This is a genomic window from Streptomyces sp. NPDC004561 (genome assembly GCF_053602155.1).
The window spans coordinates 1-16,416 of the sequence record NZ_JBSGDB010000184.1; the positions used below are offsets into that span (position 1 = coordinate 1).

At 72.1% G+C, this 16,416-nt stretch carries 9 protein-coding genes; 3 read left to right on the plus strand and 6 right to left on the minus strand.

Features of this window, described 5'->3' with window-relative positions; all coding sequences use genetic code 11:
- Positions 1-86 precede the first annotated feature (86 nt).
- Together ACWEN3_RS23440 and ACWEN3_RS23445 are read right to left on the minus strand one after the other, a co-directional pair.
- On the minus strand, positions 87-296 hold the full coding sequence (locus ACWEN3_RS23440) for an SCO2400 family protein (protein ID WP_452974272.1): 210 nt from the start codon (positions 294-296) through the stop codon (positions 87-89).
- A 161-nt stretch (positions 297-457) separates the two neighbouring features.
- Positions 458-3,424 (minus strand): lectin, encoded by a 2,967-nt coding sequence (locus ACWEN3_RS23445; RefSeq protein ID WP_452974274.1) that lies wholly within the window; start codon positions 3,422-3,424, stop codon positions 458-460.
- 317 nt (positions 3,425-3,741) lie between these two features.
- On the opposite strand from ACWEN3_RS23445, the gene ACWEN3_RS23450 reads away from it, so the two are divergent.
- Entirely contained in the window at positions 3,742-5,634 is a 1,893-nt protein-coding gene (locus ACWEN3_RS23450) for an arabinofuranosidase catalytic domain-containing protein (protein ID WP_452974277.1), read from the plus strand.
- 57 nt (positions 5,635-5,691) lie between these two features.
- Here the strand turns inward: ACWEN3_RS23450 and ACWEN3_RS23455 are convergent, their stop codons facing one another.
- From ACWEN3_RS23455 to ACWEN3_RS23465, 3 genes are all read right to left on the minus strand, one after another.
- The gene (locus ACWEN3_RS23455; RefSeq protein WP_452974279.1) at positions 5,692-7,350 is read right to left on the minus strand and encodes a penicillin-binding transpeptidase domain-containing protein; all 1,659 of its coding nucleotides are present in this window, start codon (positions 7,348-7,350) and stop codon (positions 5,692-5,694) included.
- A gap of 115 nt (positions 7,351-7,465) precedes the next feature.
- Complete coding sequence (locus ACWEN3_RS23460) at positions 7,466-9,367, minus strand: glycoside hydrolase family 5 protein (RefSeq protein ID WP_452974281.1); 1,902 nt, start codon at positions 9,365-9,367, stop codon at positions 7,466-7,468.
- A gap of 59 nt (positions 9,368-9,426) precedes the next feature.
- The gene (locus tag ACWEN3_RS23465; RefSeq protein ID WP_452974284.1) at positions 9,427-11,490 is read right to left on the minus strand and encodes a SpoIIE family protein phosphatase; all 2,064 of its coding nucleotides are present in this window, start codon (positions 11,488-11,490) and stop codon (positions 9,427-9,429) included.
- Between the two features lie 184 nt (positions 11,491-11,674).
- On the opposite strand from ACWEN3_RS23465, the gene ACWEN3_RS23470 reads away from it, so the two are divergent.
- Positions 11,675-14,134, plus strand: a complete 2,460-nt coding sequence (locus tag ACWEN3_RS23470) for a SpoIIE family protein phosphatase (protein WP_452974286.1) — start codon at positions 11,675-11,677, stop codon at positions 14,132-14,134.
- A gap of 104 nt (positions 14,135-14,238) precedes the next feature.
- The gene (locus ACWEN3_RS23475; protein WP_452974289.1) at positions 14,239-15,051 is read left to right on the plus strand and encodes a maleylpyruvate isomerase family mycothiol-dependent enzyme; all 813 of its coding nucleotides are present in this window, start codon (positions 14,239-14,241) and stop codon (positions 15,049-15,051) included.
- A gap of 8 nt (positions 15,052-15,059) precedes the next feature.
- On the opposite strand, the gene ACWEN3_RS23480 is transcribed toward ACWEN3_RS23475, so the two are convergent.
- Positions 15,060-16,148, minus strand: a complete 1,089-nt coding sequence (locus ACWEN3_RS23480; RefSeq protein WP_452974292.1) for a PP2C family protein-serine/threonine phosphatase — start codon at positions 16,146-16,148, stop codon at positions 15,060-15,062.
- Positions 16,149-16,416: the final 268 nt, after the last annotated feature.

A 16,416-nucleotide genomic window follows, 5' to 3' on the forward strand; every position in this document is an offset into this window, starting at 1 on the left:
CAGGAGCGCGGCGGCCCGGTCGGGTTCCCTCGACTCCAGCAGAAGCGCCTCGTTGTAGAGCGCCGGCGGGAACACCGGATCGGTCTTCAGGGCCCGGCGGCCGCCGACCGCTCCGGCCACGGGTCGGCGGCCATGGACTCCCAGCCCGTGGCGGCCGGTGCGGCACCCGCCGGTACCGCGGACGGACCGCTGTACCCCGCGCTGCCGGGCGGTGCGATGTCCGGGGCGTAGGCGCCGCATCCGGGGCACACCAGGGCGCCGTTGAGGTGCCGTCGGCACGCGGAGCAGTAGTCCATCTGCGTCTTCCGGTCTTCCTGGTTCGACTGCGCCGTCGGCCCGTCGGGGCCACGGCCTGGTCACGTTCGCACGGAGGATCGAGCGGCCAGTCACGCTAACGGGATGATCGAAAGGCGGTGTGCAGTCTGTGTGGTGCTCCTGCGCAGATTCTCCGACGCCGTCACTTCCGCACCGGCGCCTGGGGCGCGCCGGAGCCGAAGCCGAGGGCGAAGACGTGGAGGCCCCCGGTGGTGACGTCGGACGGCAGCCGGACGCTGCGGACGGTCCTGCCCGCGGCCAGGGGAACCGGTTTCGTGGCGAAGACGTACGTCGTGACGCCGTCGCGTGCGGTGCCGGCGTGGTTGCGGTAGGGGGTGGTCACCGCGACGGTGTTGTCGGACAGGGGCGTCGAGCGGCCGCCGTTCAGCGTCCAGTCGGAGAGGTGGACACCGACCGTCTGTGTCGTTCCGTCGGTGTAGGTGACCACGGCCGTACCCGAGGACGGCCCGTTGTTCGCCGCTCCCAGGAAGGACAGCGCGCCCGAGCCGGACACCCCTACCGTCCGGCCGTTCGCCTCGTAGTTGTCGGCCGCGGTGGGCGCCACGTCGGGCCAGGTGAACGAGACGCCTCCGGAGGTGAGCCGTGCGCCCGGGGCGACTCCCGCGGCGGCCAGCGCCTGCGCGGAGTAGCTGTGGCCGGCGCCGTCGAAGTCGGCCGAGGCGGCCGCGGAGTCACTCGACGTGCCGACGTCGGTGTATGTGGGCGCTCCGGGGTAGGAGGGCGGGGCGGCGGAGGCGCCCGACGCCCAGGCCGGGTTGGGGGAGGCGCCGAGCGTGAAGGCGAGCGTGCCGCCGTCGATGAGGGCGCCGGCGGGGACGTACGCCTTGTCCCACGCCGTGCCCTGCCAGGTGGCGGACCCGACGTAGGGAGCATCGTCCGCGGCGCCCGCGCCGTCGACGGTGAGGGTGTGACCGGAGGGCAGGGTGATCACCGCGCTCGGGAAGCGCGGGCTGCCCAGCGCCAGGTCGGCGGTCCCCGGGGTCTCGGGATACATCCCCAGGGCGGACCACACCAGCCACGAACTCATCTCGCCCAGATCGTCGTTGCCCGCGAGGCCGGCCGGGCCGTCGGTCCAGATCTGGTCCTGGACCTGCCGGACGACCTGCTGTGTCCGGTAGGGCAGGCCGATGTAGTCGTACTCCCAGGGGATGTTGAGACTCGGCTCGTTGCCCAGGTTGGTGTGGCCGCCGGCGCCGGTCAGGGAGGACAGGTCCGTGTCGAGGAACCTGGCCGTGGCCGTGGTGCCGCCCATGGCGGCCGCCAGTCCGCCCAGGTTGAACGGCACCATGGGGGTGTACTGCCAGGAGTCGCCCTCGACGAAGTACTTGCCCGAGGTCGGCGAGAAACCCGCCGTCCATGTGCCCGAGGCGTCGCGTGGCTGCACGAACCCGCTGCCGAAGTCGAAGAGGTTCTGCCAGTTCTGTGCCCGGTTCACGAACCGCTGCTGGTCGGTGCGGTCGCCGAGGGCGCCGGCGAGGGCGGAGACCGCGAAGTCGGCCGAGTCGTACTCCAGCGTGGTGGAGACGGGGCCGTAGTAGTTGCAGCAGCCGTACGTGGCGTTCCGGGGCAGCCAGCCCAGCTGCTCCAGGTGGTTCAGCCCGGGCCGGTTGCCGCCCGCCGTGGTGGCCTCCGCGACCATGCCCCGCAGCGCGGCCGCGGTGTCGAAGTGCCGGGCGCCGAAGGCGTAGTAGTCGGCGATGATCTCGTCCGCCGGGTCGCCGACCATGACGTAGGTCTCGCCGTTGTTCTCGGACCACTTGGGGAACCGGCCCGTCTGGCGGTAGTCGTCGACCGTCGACTGCGCGGTGTCGGAGGCGGCCTGGGGATCGACGAGCGCTTCGAGCTGGGCCTGCGAGCGGTAGACGTCCCAGCCCGAGTAGTTGGCGTAGGCGGCGCCGTGACCCGCGTCGACGGTGTGGGTCCTGCCGTCGAAGCCGGGGTAGCTGCGGTTGCTGTCGCTGATCACGTTCGGATGCAGCAGCGCGTGGTAGAGGGCGGTGTAGAACACCGTCTGCTCGCTGTGGGTGCCGCCGGCGATCCGCACCCGGCCGAGCAGGGAGTTCCAGCCGCCGCGCGCGGCACTCCGCACCGCGGCGAGGTTCCAACCGGGGTTCTCCGTCTGGCGGTTGCCCACCGCATCGGCGGCCGACACGTACGACAGGCCGACCTTGGCCTGGACGGCCCGACGGCCGGTGGTGTCGAAGGTGACGTAGCCGTCGGTGCCGGCCGCCCGCGGGGTGAAGGTGTGTCCCGCGCGGGGGAGCGTGCCGTGGAGCACCGGCTTGTTCGGCGCCTCGGGGGTGTTCGGGGAGACGGCCGCCGGAGGCGAGGCGGGCGTGGTGGCGGCGGCCGCGGCCGTTCCGCCGTGGGTGAAGGGCCGGTCGAAGACCATGTCGAAGTAGACGGTGTAGACGTTGTGCGTGCCGCAGAAGTTGCCGCTGGTGACCTGACCCCTCACCTCGTGGTCGCTCACCACGTCGAACCGGGTGGCGGAGTCGCCCGCCTGGCTGCCCGTCAGCTTGAAGAGCAGGTTCGCCCGGCTGGTGGCGGGGAACGTGAACCGGGCCATCCCGCTGCGTGTGGTGGCGGTCAGCTCCGTCCTGACACCGTTGTCCAGTGACACGGTGTACGACCCGGGGGAGGCGGCCTCGTTCGTGTGCGAGAAGCCGGCCGTGGCACCCGTGTCGAGCGCCCCGACCGTCGGCAGCACCGGGATGTCACCGGCGGCCCGGCAGCCCGGTCCGGCGATGTGGGTCAGGCTGAAGCCGGTGATGGAGGAGTCGGCGTACGCGTAGCCGCCGCCGTACGGCCGGTGGGGTGTGTCCGGGCTCCACTGGACCATGCCGAACGGCGTGTCGGCGCCGGGGAAGTCGTTGGCCGCGTTCGCGGTCCCGATGAACGGGTTCACGAGGGAGGCCGGATCGGTGACCGGCGCGGGCGCGCTCGCCGCGGCGCGGGCCGGAACGGCTCCCAGGGTCAACACCAGGGCGGCGACGGCCAGCAGGGACGGAAGACGTGACGACGAGGGCGTCCTGGTCCGGGGCGTCCCGGAACTCCGCCGTCTGACCGGTCCTTTCGAACGTGCCATGGTGACCTGTCCCTTCGCCAAGCAGGCTGATCAACCTGGAGGGGGATGCTGCGCGAGACGCTCGACAACGTTGTATCGGTCAACAGGCCGTACTTCTCGGAACGTTGACCCCTCCGCCCCCTGCTGTCAAGGAGCTCTGCGCACATCCGGCCGAGATCGACAATCAACAACTCCACACAGCTACAGAGCTTTTTAAAAGCCGAAAGACACAAATCTTGACGGGAAGCACCATGGTGCGTACGTTCCGCACCAGCCGCCCCAGTGCTCCAACCGGGCCGCCCTGAGCCGGACTTACCCCCCTCGTCGAGGAGCCCAGCATGCGCGGAAGAAGACCCGCCCTGCCCGTCCCCGCCCCGGACGCCGACGCCGGACCACCCGCCCGCCGCCGTGGCCGGCTGCGCTCGGCCCTGGCCGTGATCGGGCTCCTCCTGGGCGCCCTGCTCGGTCTGCCCGGAACCTCGCAGGCGGCCGGTGCGCTGCCGTGCGACATCTACGGCGGGGCCGGGACCCCCTGCGTCGCCGCCCACAGCACCGTCCGCGCGCTCTTCTCCGCCTACGACGGCCCGCTGTACCGGGTCACCCGCGTCTCGGACGGCGCCGGCACCGACATCGGACCGCTGTCGGCCGGCGGTTACGCCGACGCCGCCCGGCAGGACACCTTCTGCGCCGACACGACGTGCACCATCACGAAGATCTACGACCAGACGTCCCGTCACAACGATCTGACCCCGGGCCCGGCGGGCACCTCCGGCATGGGCGCGGACCGAGGCGCGGACGCCGCCGAGATCGCCGTCACCGCCGGCGGCCACAAGGCGTACGGCGTGTGGATCTCACCCGGAGTCGGCTACCGGTACACGGGGGCCGCCTCCGGCGTCGCCGTGAACGGGCAGCCGGAGGGCGCCTACATGGTGGCAAGCGGCACCCATGTCGGCTCCGCGTGCTGCTTCGACTACGGCAACGCCGAGAGCACGCCCGCCGACACCGGCAACGGGCACATGGACGCCGTGAGCATCGCCACCACGTGCTACTTCGCGCCCTGCACCGGATCCGGGCCCTGGATCGAGGCGGACATGGAGAACGGCATGTTCCAGGGCGACAACGGCTCCAACACCGCCAACCGCGGCAACAGCAGCACGTTCGTCACGGCGGTGCTGAAGAACAACGGGCAGACGCGGTACGCGCTCAAGGGCGGCGACGCGCAGTCCGGTGGCCTGAGCACCTGGTGGGACGGCGCGCTGCCCACGCGCGGGGGCTACCAGCCCATGCACCAGGAGGGCGGCATCATCCTCGGTACGGGCGGCGACAACAGCAACTGGAACATGGGCACGTTCCTCGAAGGCGTGATGGTCTCCGGCTACCCGACCGACGCCGCCGAGAACGCCGTCCAGGCGAACGTCGTCTCCGTCGGCTACTCCGGCGAGACGGACGTGCCCAACGGCCCCCAGGGAACGGTCACCGGCCCCGGCGGCAAGTGCGTCGACGTGGCGGCGGACGACACCGGCACCAACGGTGCGGCCGTGCAGCTGTGGGACTGCCAGTCCTACGCCGAGGACCAGCACTGGACCCACCGCGCCGACGGTTCTCTCGGCACGCTCGGCCGGTGTCTGGACATCAACGGCAACGGGACGGCGAACGGTACGAAGGTGGAGTTGTGGGACTGCAACGGTGTCGGTGGGCAGAAGTGGGTGCAGCAGAGTGACGGTTCGCTGCTGAATCCGCAGTCGGGGCGGTGTCTGGACTCGCCCAGTGGTGCGACGGCCAACGGCACCCGGTTGCAGATCTGGGACTGCAACGGGTCGGCCGCCCAGAAGTTCTCCGTGAACGGCGGCGCCCCGATCGCCGGTCCGGGCGGCAAGTGCGTCGACGTGGCGGCGGACGACACCGGCACCAACGGTGCGGCCGTGCAGCTGTGGGACTGCCAGTCCTACGCCGAGGACCAGCACTGGACCCACCGCGCCGACGGTTCTCTCGGCACGCTCGGCCGGTGTCTGGACATCAACGGCAACGGGACGGCGAACGGTACGAAGGTGGAGTTGTGGGACTGCAACGGTGTCGGTGGGCAGAAGTGGGTGCAGCAGAGTGACGGTTCGCTGCTGAATCCGCAGTCGGGGCGGTGTCTGGACTCGCCCAGTGGCGCGACGGCCAACGGCACCCGGTTGCAGATCTGGGACTGCAACGGCTCGGCCGCCCAGAAGTTCCCGGTCACCTGAACCCACGGGCCACCAGGACACCGGTCCGGCGGCAGCCGCCGGACCGGTGTCCGTCCCTCAGCTTCCGGTGAGCAACTGCCGTACGACGTACCCCGCGGAGTCCACGCCGGAGCTGCCGCCCTCCACCAGAGCCGCGACCGCGATGCGGGAGTTGTACGCGGTCAGCCAGCCGTTGGTGTGGTCGCCCTCCTCGGCGGTGCCCGTCTTGGCGCCGACCCCGGCCAGACCGCCCAGCCGCGGAGCCGCGGTGCCGCTGGTGGCGACGCCGCGCATCATCGACTGCAGATAGCCCGCCGTGCGGGCGGAGATGGGCCGGGGCGCGGCGTCCTGGTGCTGCCCCGGCAGGATGACGGGCTGCTCGAAGCCGGCGTTGCGCACGGTCGCCGCCACCGACGCCATGAACAGCGGGGTGGCCGTGACCTTGCCCTGGCCGATGAACTGCGCCGCCTGGTCGCCTCCCTGCGCGTCCACCGGAATGCTCGGGTCGGTGGTGGCCACCCCGCCGCCGATGGACCAGCTCCCCATCCCGAAGACGTTCACGGCCTCGTCGTGCAGCGCGGAGGCGTCGCCGTCGTGCACCAGGTCGTGGAATCCGTCCTTGATGAAGGAGGTGTTGCATGAGACGGCGAACGCCCGGGCGAGCGTCGACCCCGGATCGGCCCGCACGCCGGGGTCGTTGTGGAACAGCTGGCTGTTGGCCATCAGCGAGTCGGTGCACGGCGCGGGACTGCCCGGGTCGAGGCCCGCCCGGTCGAAGAGGGCCGCGGACGTGATGATCTTCATGGTCGAGCCCGGCGACTTGATCCCGTTGATGGCGATGTCCCCGTCCGCGCCGGTGTGCGCGATGGCGAGGACATGGCCGTTGCGCCAGTCGAGGGCCACCGACCCGGCGGGCATCCCCTGCAGGTGACGGTCCTTCACCGCGGTCTCCGCCACCGCCTGCAGACGGGGGTCGACGGTCGTCCTGATGACCGGGGCACGCCCCTTGACGAAGACCTTCAGCGTCCTGACGCCCGCGCCCTCGCCGTCGACGACGGCCACACCGGTGCCGGGCGCGCCGCCGGTGGGATCGGCATGCTGCCGGATCGTCGCCGCGATGTCCTTCAGCGAGGGGAACGCGGCCAGGTCCGTCTTCCCGTCGCTCGCCACCACCTTCGCCTCGGTCGCGCCGGCGGGAAGCCTGCCCGCGCTCAGCGACTGGTCGTCGCCCAGGCCCGGGTAGAGCACCGAGTTGTTCCAGTGCACCGCCGCCCCGCCGTTCGTGCTCTTCCGCACGGCGACGGCACTCGGGTAGCTCCAGGTGCCCCCCGCCACCTGCGCGGTGACGGTGAAGGAGACCTTGGCGGCCCCCGATGTCGCGGCCGACGGGCCGGCGGACCGGACGTCGCCGAACGTCAGCTTCTTCAGGTGCAGGCCGTCCTTGTATCCCCGTAACGCCCGCGCGGCCGTGTCCGGCGTGTCGGTGTCCCCGGCCGCGCCGTCGAGGTGCTGTCCGGACCACTGGTCGAGGAACGCCCGGGTCAGCTTCACCGCCTCGGCGTCGGAGGGCGGCGCACTCGACACCGCCGACGGGTCGAAACCGCGTGCCGCCTTGGTCTGGTTGTCGTCCGGTCGGTCGGACGCGAGCGCGTGCACGAGGTTGTAGGTGCCGATTCCCCCCGTGACGAGCAGCGCGGTGCACGTACCGGCGAGGCCGATCTTCACAGCTCTGTTCATGCGCCGGATCGTATGTACGTTCCATGCAGACGATGTGCGTGGTCAGTTGGATCGTTACCGGACTGTCAAGACGGCCTGCTCAAAAACTCCGGCCCGGGACGGCAAAGCCCACCCCCTAGGACAGGTTGCGGCACAGCAGGGCCGCCGGTCCGGGGCTGCTGCCCATGCGGGTGGTGAAGGCGATCCCGGCGGCGTACTCGTCCGACGCGCACTGCCCCTTGTAGTCGCCGTACGCGAAGTCCCCGCCGGGCGCGCCGGCGGGGCGGTTGTCGGACCGGTCGAACCACACGGTCCGCCCGGCCCCGGACAGCGCGCCCCGCGCCGGAGCGCACAGGGCCGCCGACACCCGCGCGCCGCGTTCGCTGTAGCCGATGAGGAAGTCCCCGGAAGGACACTGGTACTTGGTGTACCCGGAAGCCCAGTCGCCGCCCGCGGGGACGTAGCGCTCGTCGGTGACGACCGCCGGGCTCCCAGCGGCGGCGCCCAGGTCCGTCGCCCCGGCGTCGGTGCACAGGCCCCGGCCGCCGGTGTGGCCGAGACCGGCGAGCCGCGACCCGTCGGGGCAGACGGCCTTGTACGCACCCGGATCCCAGTCTCCGGTGGCCCGCACGCGCAGGGACTCCACCGCGTCACCGTGGTCGGTGCTGAGCATGCGCCAGGTGGGAACAGGGGCCACGGGACCGGCTGCGCCCGGTGTGTTCATCAGGTGCCGCCATGCCGTACCGCGCCAGTCGGCGGAGTCGAGGATGCCGGAGCGGTGGCCCGCCTCGTCGTAGTGCAGCAGCGCCCAGTCGTCGTGGCCCTCGAAGCCCACCAGCGGCCAGAACGCGAAGTCGACGTCATGGCCGGCGAGGTAGTCCGTGAAATTGCCGAACCAGGTGCGGGCCGCCGCGTTCGTCTCGTTCGCCCCGATGCCGAACTCGCTCACCCAGACCGGCGCGGTGTAGTGCCGGCCGGTCTCCTCGACGAAGAACGCCTCGTCGTCCAGTGCCGCGGCCAACTGCTCGCGCGTCAGGTCCTGGTAGCGGGGATCGTGGGTCTCGCCGACGCCGGTGGCGCCACTGTGGTGCGGGCCGGTGTATCCGTAGAAGTGGGCCGAGTAGACCAGCTTGTGGGCGTCGACCAGAGTGTGCGAGAGGGTGCGGACCGGAGTGAGCACCGGCCGTCCGTGCGGGAGCCCGTCCACGGGCAGCCCGGTCCAGTTGATGCCCTCGATGACGATGAGCAGGCGCGGGTTTCCCTCGGCGAGGATGCGATCGGCGGCCAGCTGGGCCGCGGCGTACCAGTCGTGGCCGTCTCCCAGACCCCAGTTGGGGTCGTCCAGCACATCACGCCGGACCTCGTTGTAGAGGTCGGCGCCGACCACGCCCGGGACCGAGGCGTAACGGCGGGCCATGAACACCCAGTCGTCCGCCCACCGCTGGGTGGACTGCCGGGTGTTCCACCGCTCGTTGCCGTCGAGTCCGCAGCACCAACGGGACGTGTTGGTGTGGTTGTTGAGGATCACCGCGAAGCCGCTGCGGCTCAGCTCCTCGACCACCGAGTCGAAGATCTCCAGCGGTGTCCTGCCCCGCAGCCCGGGGTTGGCCGCCACGGCGCCGTCGGGCACGGGGGCGGTGCTGTGGATCATCTCGTTGGAGAACGGCAGCCGGATGGTGTTGATCCCCAACTCGTGGAAATCCGACATCAGTTGGGTCAGCGGTGTGCGGTCCAGGCCGAGCGGGATGCCGTGGGAGTCCTGGCCGGCGTGGTGGTTGGCGGGGTCGTCGGCGCTGCCGTTGCCGGTCCACGAGCCCTGCGCCCCGTCCCAGTTGGCGCCCTTCAGCCGGAAGCGGTTGCCCTGGGCGTCGACGATGTAGCGGCCCTGGGTCGACAGGGGCGGGGACCAGCCGGCCGGATCCGTGGCCCGGGCGCTGAGGGGCGCCGGTGCGGCGGACGCCGGGGCGGTCGTGGTGGCGGCGAGCAGCAGGCCCGCGCAGGTCGCGGCCAGGCGCAGAGCGGCGGATGCGATCGGCATGTCCACAACAATGCACGTCTCGTGGCCGGGCCGAAAGGGCCCGGTCGTCCACCGCAGGTCTACAGAGCCCGTGCGACGAGCAGTGCCACGTCGTCGTGGTCGTCCGGATGGCGCAGCCCGTACAGCAGGATGTCGCAGATCTCCTCCAGCGGCCGGCCGGGCTCCTCGAGGAAACCCAGCAGCACGTTCAGGCGGTCGTCGATGGCGTGCTGGCGCGTCTCGACCAGGCCGTCGGTGTACAGCACCAGCAGGTCCCCGGGGCACAGTTCGACCGGGGTGGCCCCGAACCGCACGCCCCCGACGCCCAGCGGTGCCCCCGGGGGAAGGTCGAGGAGCACGGGGGCCTCGCCGGGGCGCGCCAGCGCGGGCGGCATGTGCCCGGCGTTGGCGATGCAGCACCGCCGGGTGGCCGGGTCGTACGCCCCGTACAGGCAGGTGACGATGTAGTGCTCCAGATCGCAGGTGACCCTGTCCAAATGCTGCAGCACCTCGCCGGGAGCGAGGTCCAGATCGGCGTAGGCGCACGTGGCGGTGCGCAGCCGGCCCATGGTGGCGGCGGCGTCGATACCGTTGCCCATGACGTCACCCACCACCAGGGCGGTCTTGTCGTCCGTCAGCGGAAGCACGTCGTACCAGTCCCCGCCCACCTCGCTGGTGGCCTGCGCGGGCTGGTAGCGGGAGGCGACCTCCAGCCCCGGATGGTGGGTCGGGTGCTCCGGCAGCAGGCTGCGCTGGAGGGTGAGGGCGGTGTTGCGCACGCTCTGGAACCAGCGGGCGTTGTCGATGGCGACGGCGGCCCGGCCGGCGAGTTCGGCGGCCAGGACGACGTCGTCCTCGTCGAACGGCGCCGGATTGCGGGTGCGCTTGAGATCGAGGGCGCCCAGCACCTCGCCGTGGGCGGTCAACGGCACGGCGAGATAGGAGTGGACGCCCGCGCGGGCCAGCAGGGTGCCGGCCTCGGTGTCCCTGGCGATGCGCGGCAGATCGTGCGCTCCGACATGGCGCACCAGCACCGGCCGGCCGGTGTGCACGCACAGGGTGACCAGACGGTCGCCCTCGTAGGCGGCGACGTCACCGGGCGCGTCGGCGGCGCGCAGCGCCACGGTGGGATGGGCGGCCTTCAGCGCGAGCGACCGGAACAGCTCCGGGCCGTCGCCGGGTCTGCTCATATGACGGAGGGCCAGGGCGGAGTCGAGGACGTCCACGGCGACCACGTCGGCCAGCGCGGGCGTGGCGATCTCGGCCAGCTCGCGGGCGGTCTGCTCCACGTCCAGGGTGGTGCCCACCCGCGCGGACGCCTCGGCGATGAGCGCCAGCCGCCGCCGCGCCCGGTCGGCCTCGCCGGCCGCGCGGTGCCGCTCGGTGACGTCGACGACCGAGGCGGCCGCGCCCAGGATCCGGCCGCCCGGATCCTCCAGGCGGTAGAAGGACAGCGACCAGGCGTGCTCGTGCTCGAGATCGGCCGGGGGACGGCCCACGTGGTACTGGTCCAGCAGGGGAGTACCGGTGGTGAGCACCTGACGCAGCGCGGACTCGACGGTGTCGACGTCCGGGAACGGCAGGGTCTCGCGCAGATGGCGGCCCACGTGGTCCTCGGCGGGGATGCCGTCGATACGCTCCAGCGCCGGGTTGACCAGCCGGAACCGCAGATCCGGATCCAGCAGGGCCAGACCGATGGGGGACTGGTTGATCAGCTGCTCGCACAGGGCGAGGTCGGTCTCCACCCGCTCCAGCAGGGTGTGGTCGGCGGCGATGCCCAGGGCGTAGACGTCCCCGACGTCGTCCAGCAGCCGCATGGTGCGGAACTCCGTCAGCCGGCTGCTGCCGTCCTTGTGCCGGACGGGGAACGCACCGGCCCAGCCCCGGCCGGTCTCCAGCACCTCGGTGAACAGACTCACCACGGCCTGGAAATGGTCGGGGTGGATGAGCAGTTGCGCCGCGTGCCTGCCGAGGGCCTCCTCGGCGGCGTAGCCGAAGAGATCCTGGGCCTGCGGGGTCCAGAAGACGACACGCCCGTGCGTGTCGAGGGCCACCGCGGCCACGCTGAGCACATCCAGCAGACCGGTCGGCCGGGGCAACGCGGGCTGCTCGTCGGGGCCGGTTTCGAAGGATTCCACTGCCATCCCGGATCCACCTCCCCCCGCCGGCCGCCCGGCCGGCGGGCCCGGCCACGCGGGCGAGCCGGCAACCGGTCCTTCCATGCTGCCCCCGGCACCCCGCACGCCCCAACCGGTGGCGCCGGGGCGGCCGGGGACTCGTGCGGATCAGACGGTTTAACCGCACGATAGTGGTGTAAGGGTGGAATTAATGGAACCTGCGCGAAAGGGTATCGCCGCATCCACGTCAGGGGGATCGGGGCAGCTCTTCGACGCGTCCACCGACGCGGCGGCGGTGATATCGGAAGACGGCGTCGTGGTCGCCTGGACCCGCAGCGCCGAAACACTGCTCGGCTACCCCGCGCCGGAGGTCGTCGGCGGCCCCGCCGCACGCCTGCTGGCCATGCCCGAGGACCCCACCCGGGTCAGGGCCATCGCGGACCGGTGCCGCGCGGGAAACGGCTGGAGCGGGCAGATCCGCGCACGCCACCGGGACGGCCACGGCCTCGACGCCGAGCTGCGGGTCTCGCCGTCCTTCCGCGTCGGCGAGCACGAGTGCTTCCTGATGTCGGCACGCGAGCAGCGCCAGCAGTGGGCGATCGGCCAGTCCGTCCTCGACGGCTTCCTGACCCGCTCGCCGGTCGGCATGGCCGTCATGGACATCGAGCTGCGCTACGTGTGGGTGAACGACACCCTGGAACGGCTCGGCGGGGTCCCCCGGGAGGAGCGGATGGGCCGGCACCTGAGCGATGTGCTGCCGGGGCTGCAGGCGGAGGCCCTGGAAGGGCTGATGCGCAAGGTCCTCGCGACGGGGATGCCGGTGACCGACTACGAGTACGCCGGGTGGAGCTGGGCCGACCCGCACCGCCGGCACGCCTTCTCGGCGTCGTTCTTCCCCCTGGTGGACGCGGACGACGTCATCACCGGCGTCTGCTACATGGTCCTCGACGTCACCGAGCGGTGGACCGCCCGTCAGCTGCTGACCCTGGTCAACGAGGCCGGCACCAACATCGGCACGACACTCGACGTGATGCGGACGGCCGAGGAGCTCGCCGACTTCGCCGTCCCGCGCTTCGCGGACTTCGTCGTCGTCGACCTGCTGGAGCCCGTGCTCAGCAGCGAGGGCCACGGAACCTGGCTGACCGACGCGGGACCGGCGCCCGCCCGGCCCGCGATGCGCCGTGCCGCGATGCGCTCGGTGCGCCAGGGCTGCCCCGAGGCCGTGTTCAGGATCGGCGACAGGGTCGGCTTCCTCCCGCCACCCCACGACGTGGACATGCTCATCAAGGGCGAGCCGCTGCTCATCCCGGTCCTCGACCCGTCGGAGGGCCTGTGGGTCGCCGCGGACCCCCTGCGGGCGGACCGCATCCGCGAGTTCGGGATGCACTCGCTGATCGCCGTGCCCATGCGGGCGCGGAACACCGCCCTCGGCCTCACCACGTTCGCCCGCACGGTCAACCCGGTCTCCTTCGGGCCCGACGACGTCCTGCTGGCCCGGGAGCTGGTCGCACGGGCGGCGGTGTGCGTCGACAACGCCCGCCGCTACACCAGGGAGCACACGGCGGCCGTCACCCTGCAGCGCAGCCTGCTGCCGCCCGCGCTGACCGGCGGCAGCGCGCTGGAGGTGGCCTCCTCCTACCAGCCCGCGGACCCGACGGGCGGCGTCGGCGGCGACTGGTTCGACGTGATCCCCCTGTCCGGGGCGCGGGTGGGCCTCGTCGTCGGGGACGTGGTGGGCCACGGCATCAGCGCCGCGGCGAGCATGGGACGGCTGCGCACCGCCGTCCAGACGCTGGCCGACATGGAGCTGCCCCCGGACGAACTCCTCGCCCACCTCGACGACCTCGTGCTCCGGCTCAGCGACGAGGAGGCCGTCGCCGGGGCGGGCGCCCGCAGCACGGCCACCTTCATCGGCGCCACCTGCCTCTACGCCGTCTACGATCCGGTCACCAGGCGGTGCGCGATGGCCCGGGCCGGTCACCCGCCGCCCGTGGTCGTCGCGCCGGACGGACACGCCTACTTCCCGGAGATCCCCGCGGGACCTCCGCTCGGGCTGGGCGGGATGGCGTTCGAGGGCACCGAGATCGAGCTGGCCGAGGACAGCCTGTTCGGCCTCTACACCGACGGCCTCATCGAGGGATGCGACGACGTCGAGCACGGCATGACCCGGCTCGGGGAGGTCCTCGCCCGACCCGAGGCGGACCTGAACACGCTCTGCGCATGCGCTGTGCGGCAGCTCGTCACCGCGCCGCAACCCGACGACATCGCTCTCCTCCTGGCCCGTACCCACACCCTGGGCGCCGGTCGTGTCGTCTCCTGGGACGTCCCCGCCGACCCGGCCGCCGTCGCCGACGTGCGTGCCCTGGCCACGGGTCAGGTGGTGGAGTGGGACCTCGGGGACCTGGCCATGACCACGGAACTCCTGGTGAGCGAACTCGTCACCAACGCGATCCGCCACGCCGCCCCGCCCATACGGCTACGACTCCTCCGCGACACCCGTCTGACCTGCGAGGTCGCCGACGCCAGCAGTACGGCCCCCCGGCTCAGGCACGCCCGGAGCACGGACGAGGGCGGCCGGGGGCTGTTCCTGGTCGCCCAGCTCTCCCTCCGCTGGGGCGCCAGGTACACCGGCGAGGGCAAGGTCATCTGGGCCGAACAGGAGATCTCCTGAGCCGCCCACGAGCAGCGCCGCACCGCGGATTTGCCTTGGAGCGCACTCCAGCACCCACACTGATCGAGACCGGATCCGGCCGAGGACAGAGAAGGCGGCAGCTGATGGCAGCGACACCCAGGGCGGGGCACCCTCTGCCGTACGACACCTACCGTGCGGCCATCGAACGCGAGACCCTGCGCTTCGCCGAAGCGGTCCGGGGCGCCGACCCCGCCGGCGCGGTGCCGTCCTGCCCCGACTGGACGCTCGCCGACCTCGCCCGGCACGTGGGGGCGCTGCAGCGCTGGTTCTGCACGCTTTTGACCCGGCTGGTGCAGGAGCCCCCGCGCAGCCGCGACATGGACCTCGGCCTGCCGGACGACGTGCGTGACTACGCCGACTGGGTGGCGCGCGGGGTGCCCGGCGTGGCGGCCGTGCTGCGCCACACGGACCCCGGGGCGGCGATGTGGACCTGGGGCGAGGACCGGCACACCCGGTTCTGGGCCCGCCGGATGTTCTTCGAGACGCTGGTGCACCGGGTGGACGCGGAGCACGCCGTCGGCCGGACGGCGGACATCGACCCGGTGCAGGCGGCCGACGGGATCGACGAGTTCCTCGTCAACCTGCCCTACGCGGGAGTTTTCGCCCCGGCCGTGGACAAGCTGCGCGGCACCGGCGAGACCGTCGCGTTCCGGTCGGCCGACTCCGGCGGAGCCGCCGAGGAGTGGCGGGTGCGACTGGACCCCGACGGCTTCCGCCTGCTCCCGCCGGCGGACGGCGACGCGGCGGAGACCGGAGCGCCCACGGTGGCGGTCCTCGGGCGGGCGGCGGATCTCCTGCTGCTGCTCTACGGGCGCCGCTCCTACCAGGACGCCGCCTTCACCGTCTCGGGACGGACCGAGACCCTCGACCTCTGGTTCGCTCACACCGCCTTCTGAGACCGATTTCAGCCGGCCGCGGGCAGCCAGGCCCGCTGACCGGGATCCCCGGCCGCCTCGTCTGCGAGCAGACAGACGGCCAGCGCCGCCGTGTCGTCCTGCTGGCGATTGCCGCTGTACTCCAGCAGGTCGTGGTGGAGCTGCTCCAGCAGGTCGTGGGGCGCCAGGGACCCCCAGGAACGCAGGCGCTCGGCAAGGGGGTAGAAGGCACCGGCCGCGTCGCGCGTCTCCGTGACGCCGTCGGTGTACAGCAGCAGTTGTTCGCCGGGCCGGAACGGGTAGCTGTCGACGTGGTACGGCTCCCCGACCAGCATCCCGAGGTTCAGCGGCGGAGCCGACCGCCCGCTGTCCAGCTCAAGCACGTCGTCGGGGCGGATGAGCAGCGGGGGCGGATGGCCGCAGTTGACGACGCGGACGACATGGCCGTCGGCGGGGATCTCGGCGAAGACGGCGGTGATGAACCGTTCGCTCGTCTCGTCTCCGCCGAGCTGTGCCGCCCTGCGGCTCATGCTCGTCTCCATGCGGTCGGTCAGGGCGGCGAGGTCGGGTTCGTCGTGCGCGGCCTCGCGGAACGCGCCGAGCAGCGCGGCGGCGGTCTCCACCGCGAGCAGCCCCTTGCCACGGACGTCGCCGATGAGCAACCGGACGCCGTACCGGGTGGGAACGGCCTCGTACAGGTCGCCGCCGATGCGCGCCTCCGCGGCGGCGGCGAGGTACAGGCTCTCCAGGAGCAGGTTGCCGATCCGGTGCGGCACCGGCCGGAGAAGGACGCGCTGCGCGATCTCGGCCACGAACCGTACGTCGGCCAGCGTCCGCTCACGGCGCATCCGGTGGGTGGCGACAATCGTGCCGAGAGCCCCCACCAGCGCGGTGACGACGTAGTCTGCCACGTAGTGGCGGTCCCACAGATAGCCGACCGACCGGCCCGCGCAGCACGGGGTGCCGGCCAGCACCCCTTCGAAGAGGACGGCGAAGAGCGTGGCGCCCGCGACGACGAGGGGCTCGTGCGCGAAGGCGGTCACCAGGGGCAGGGCGACCAGGAGGAAGCTCACCGGCCAGTCGACGGGCGTGATGGGTTCCAGTACCAGGATGCCCACGACGTAGAACACCGGAAGCCAGCGAAGCCATGCCGGAGGTGCCGACGGCCCGGTCCGCAATGCGGTACCGGCCTCCGGTTTGCGACCTGGGCTTCGCACACGGGCTCCTGTCACACGACCCTGACAAGGAATCCAGCCTGGTGCGCCGGTCCCCGGCACGCCGGTGATTGCTCCACTCAGCGGCATGTTCCGCCCCGGGCGATGGGGGTTTCGCAGCCGAGGCGGCGTGAATGTGGGTCGCGGCTCATCGTCCGCCGGGACCGGCAAC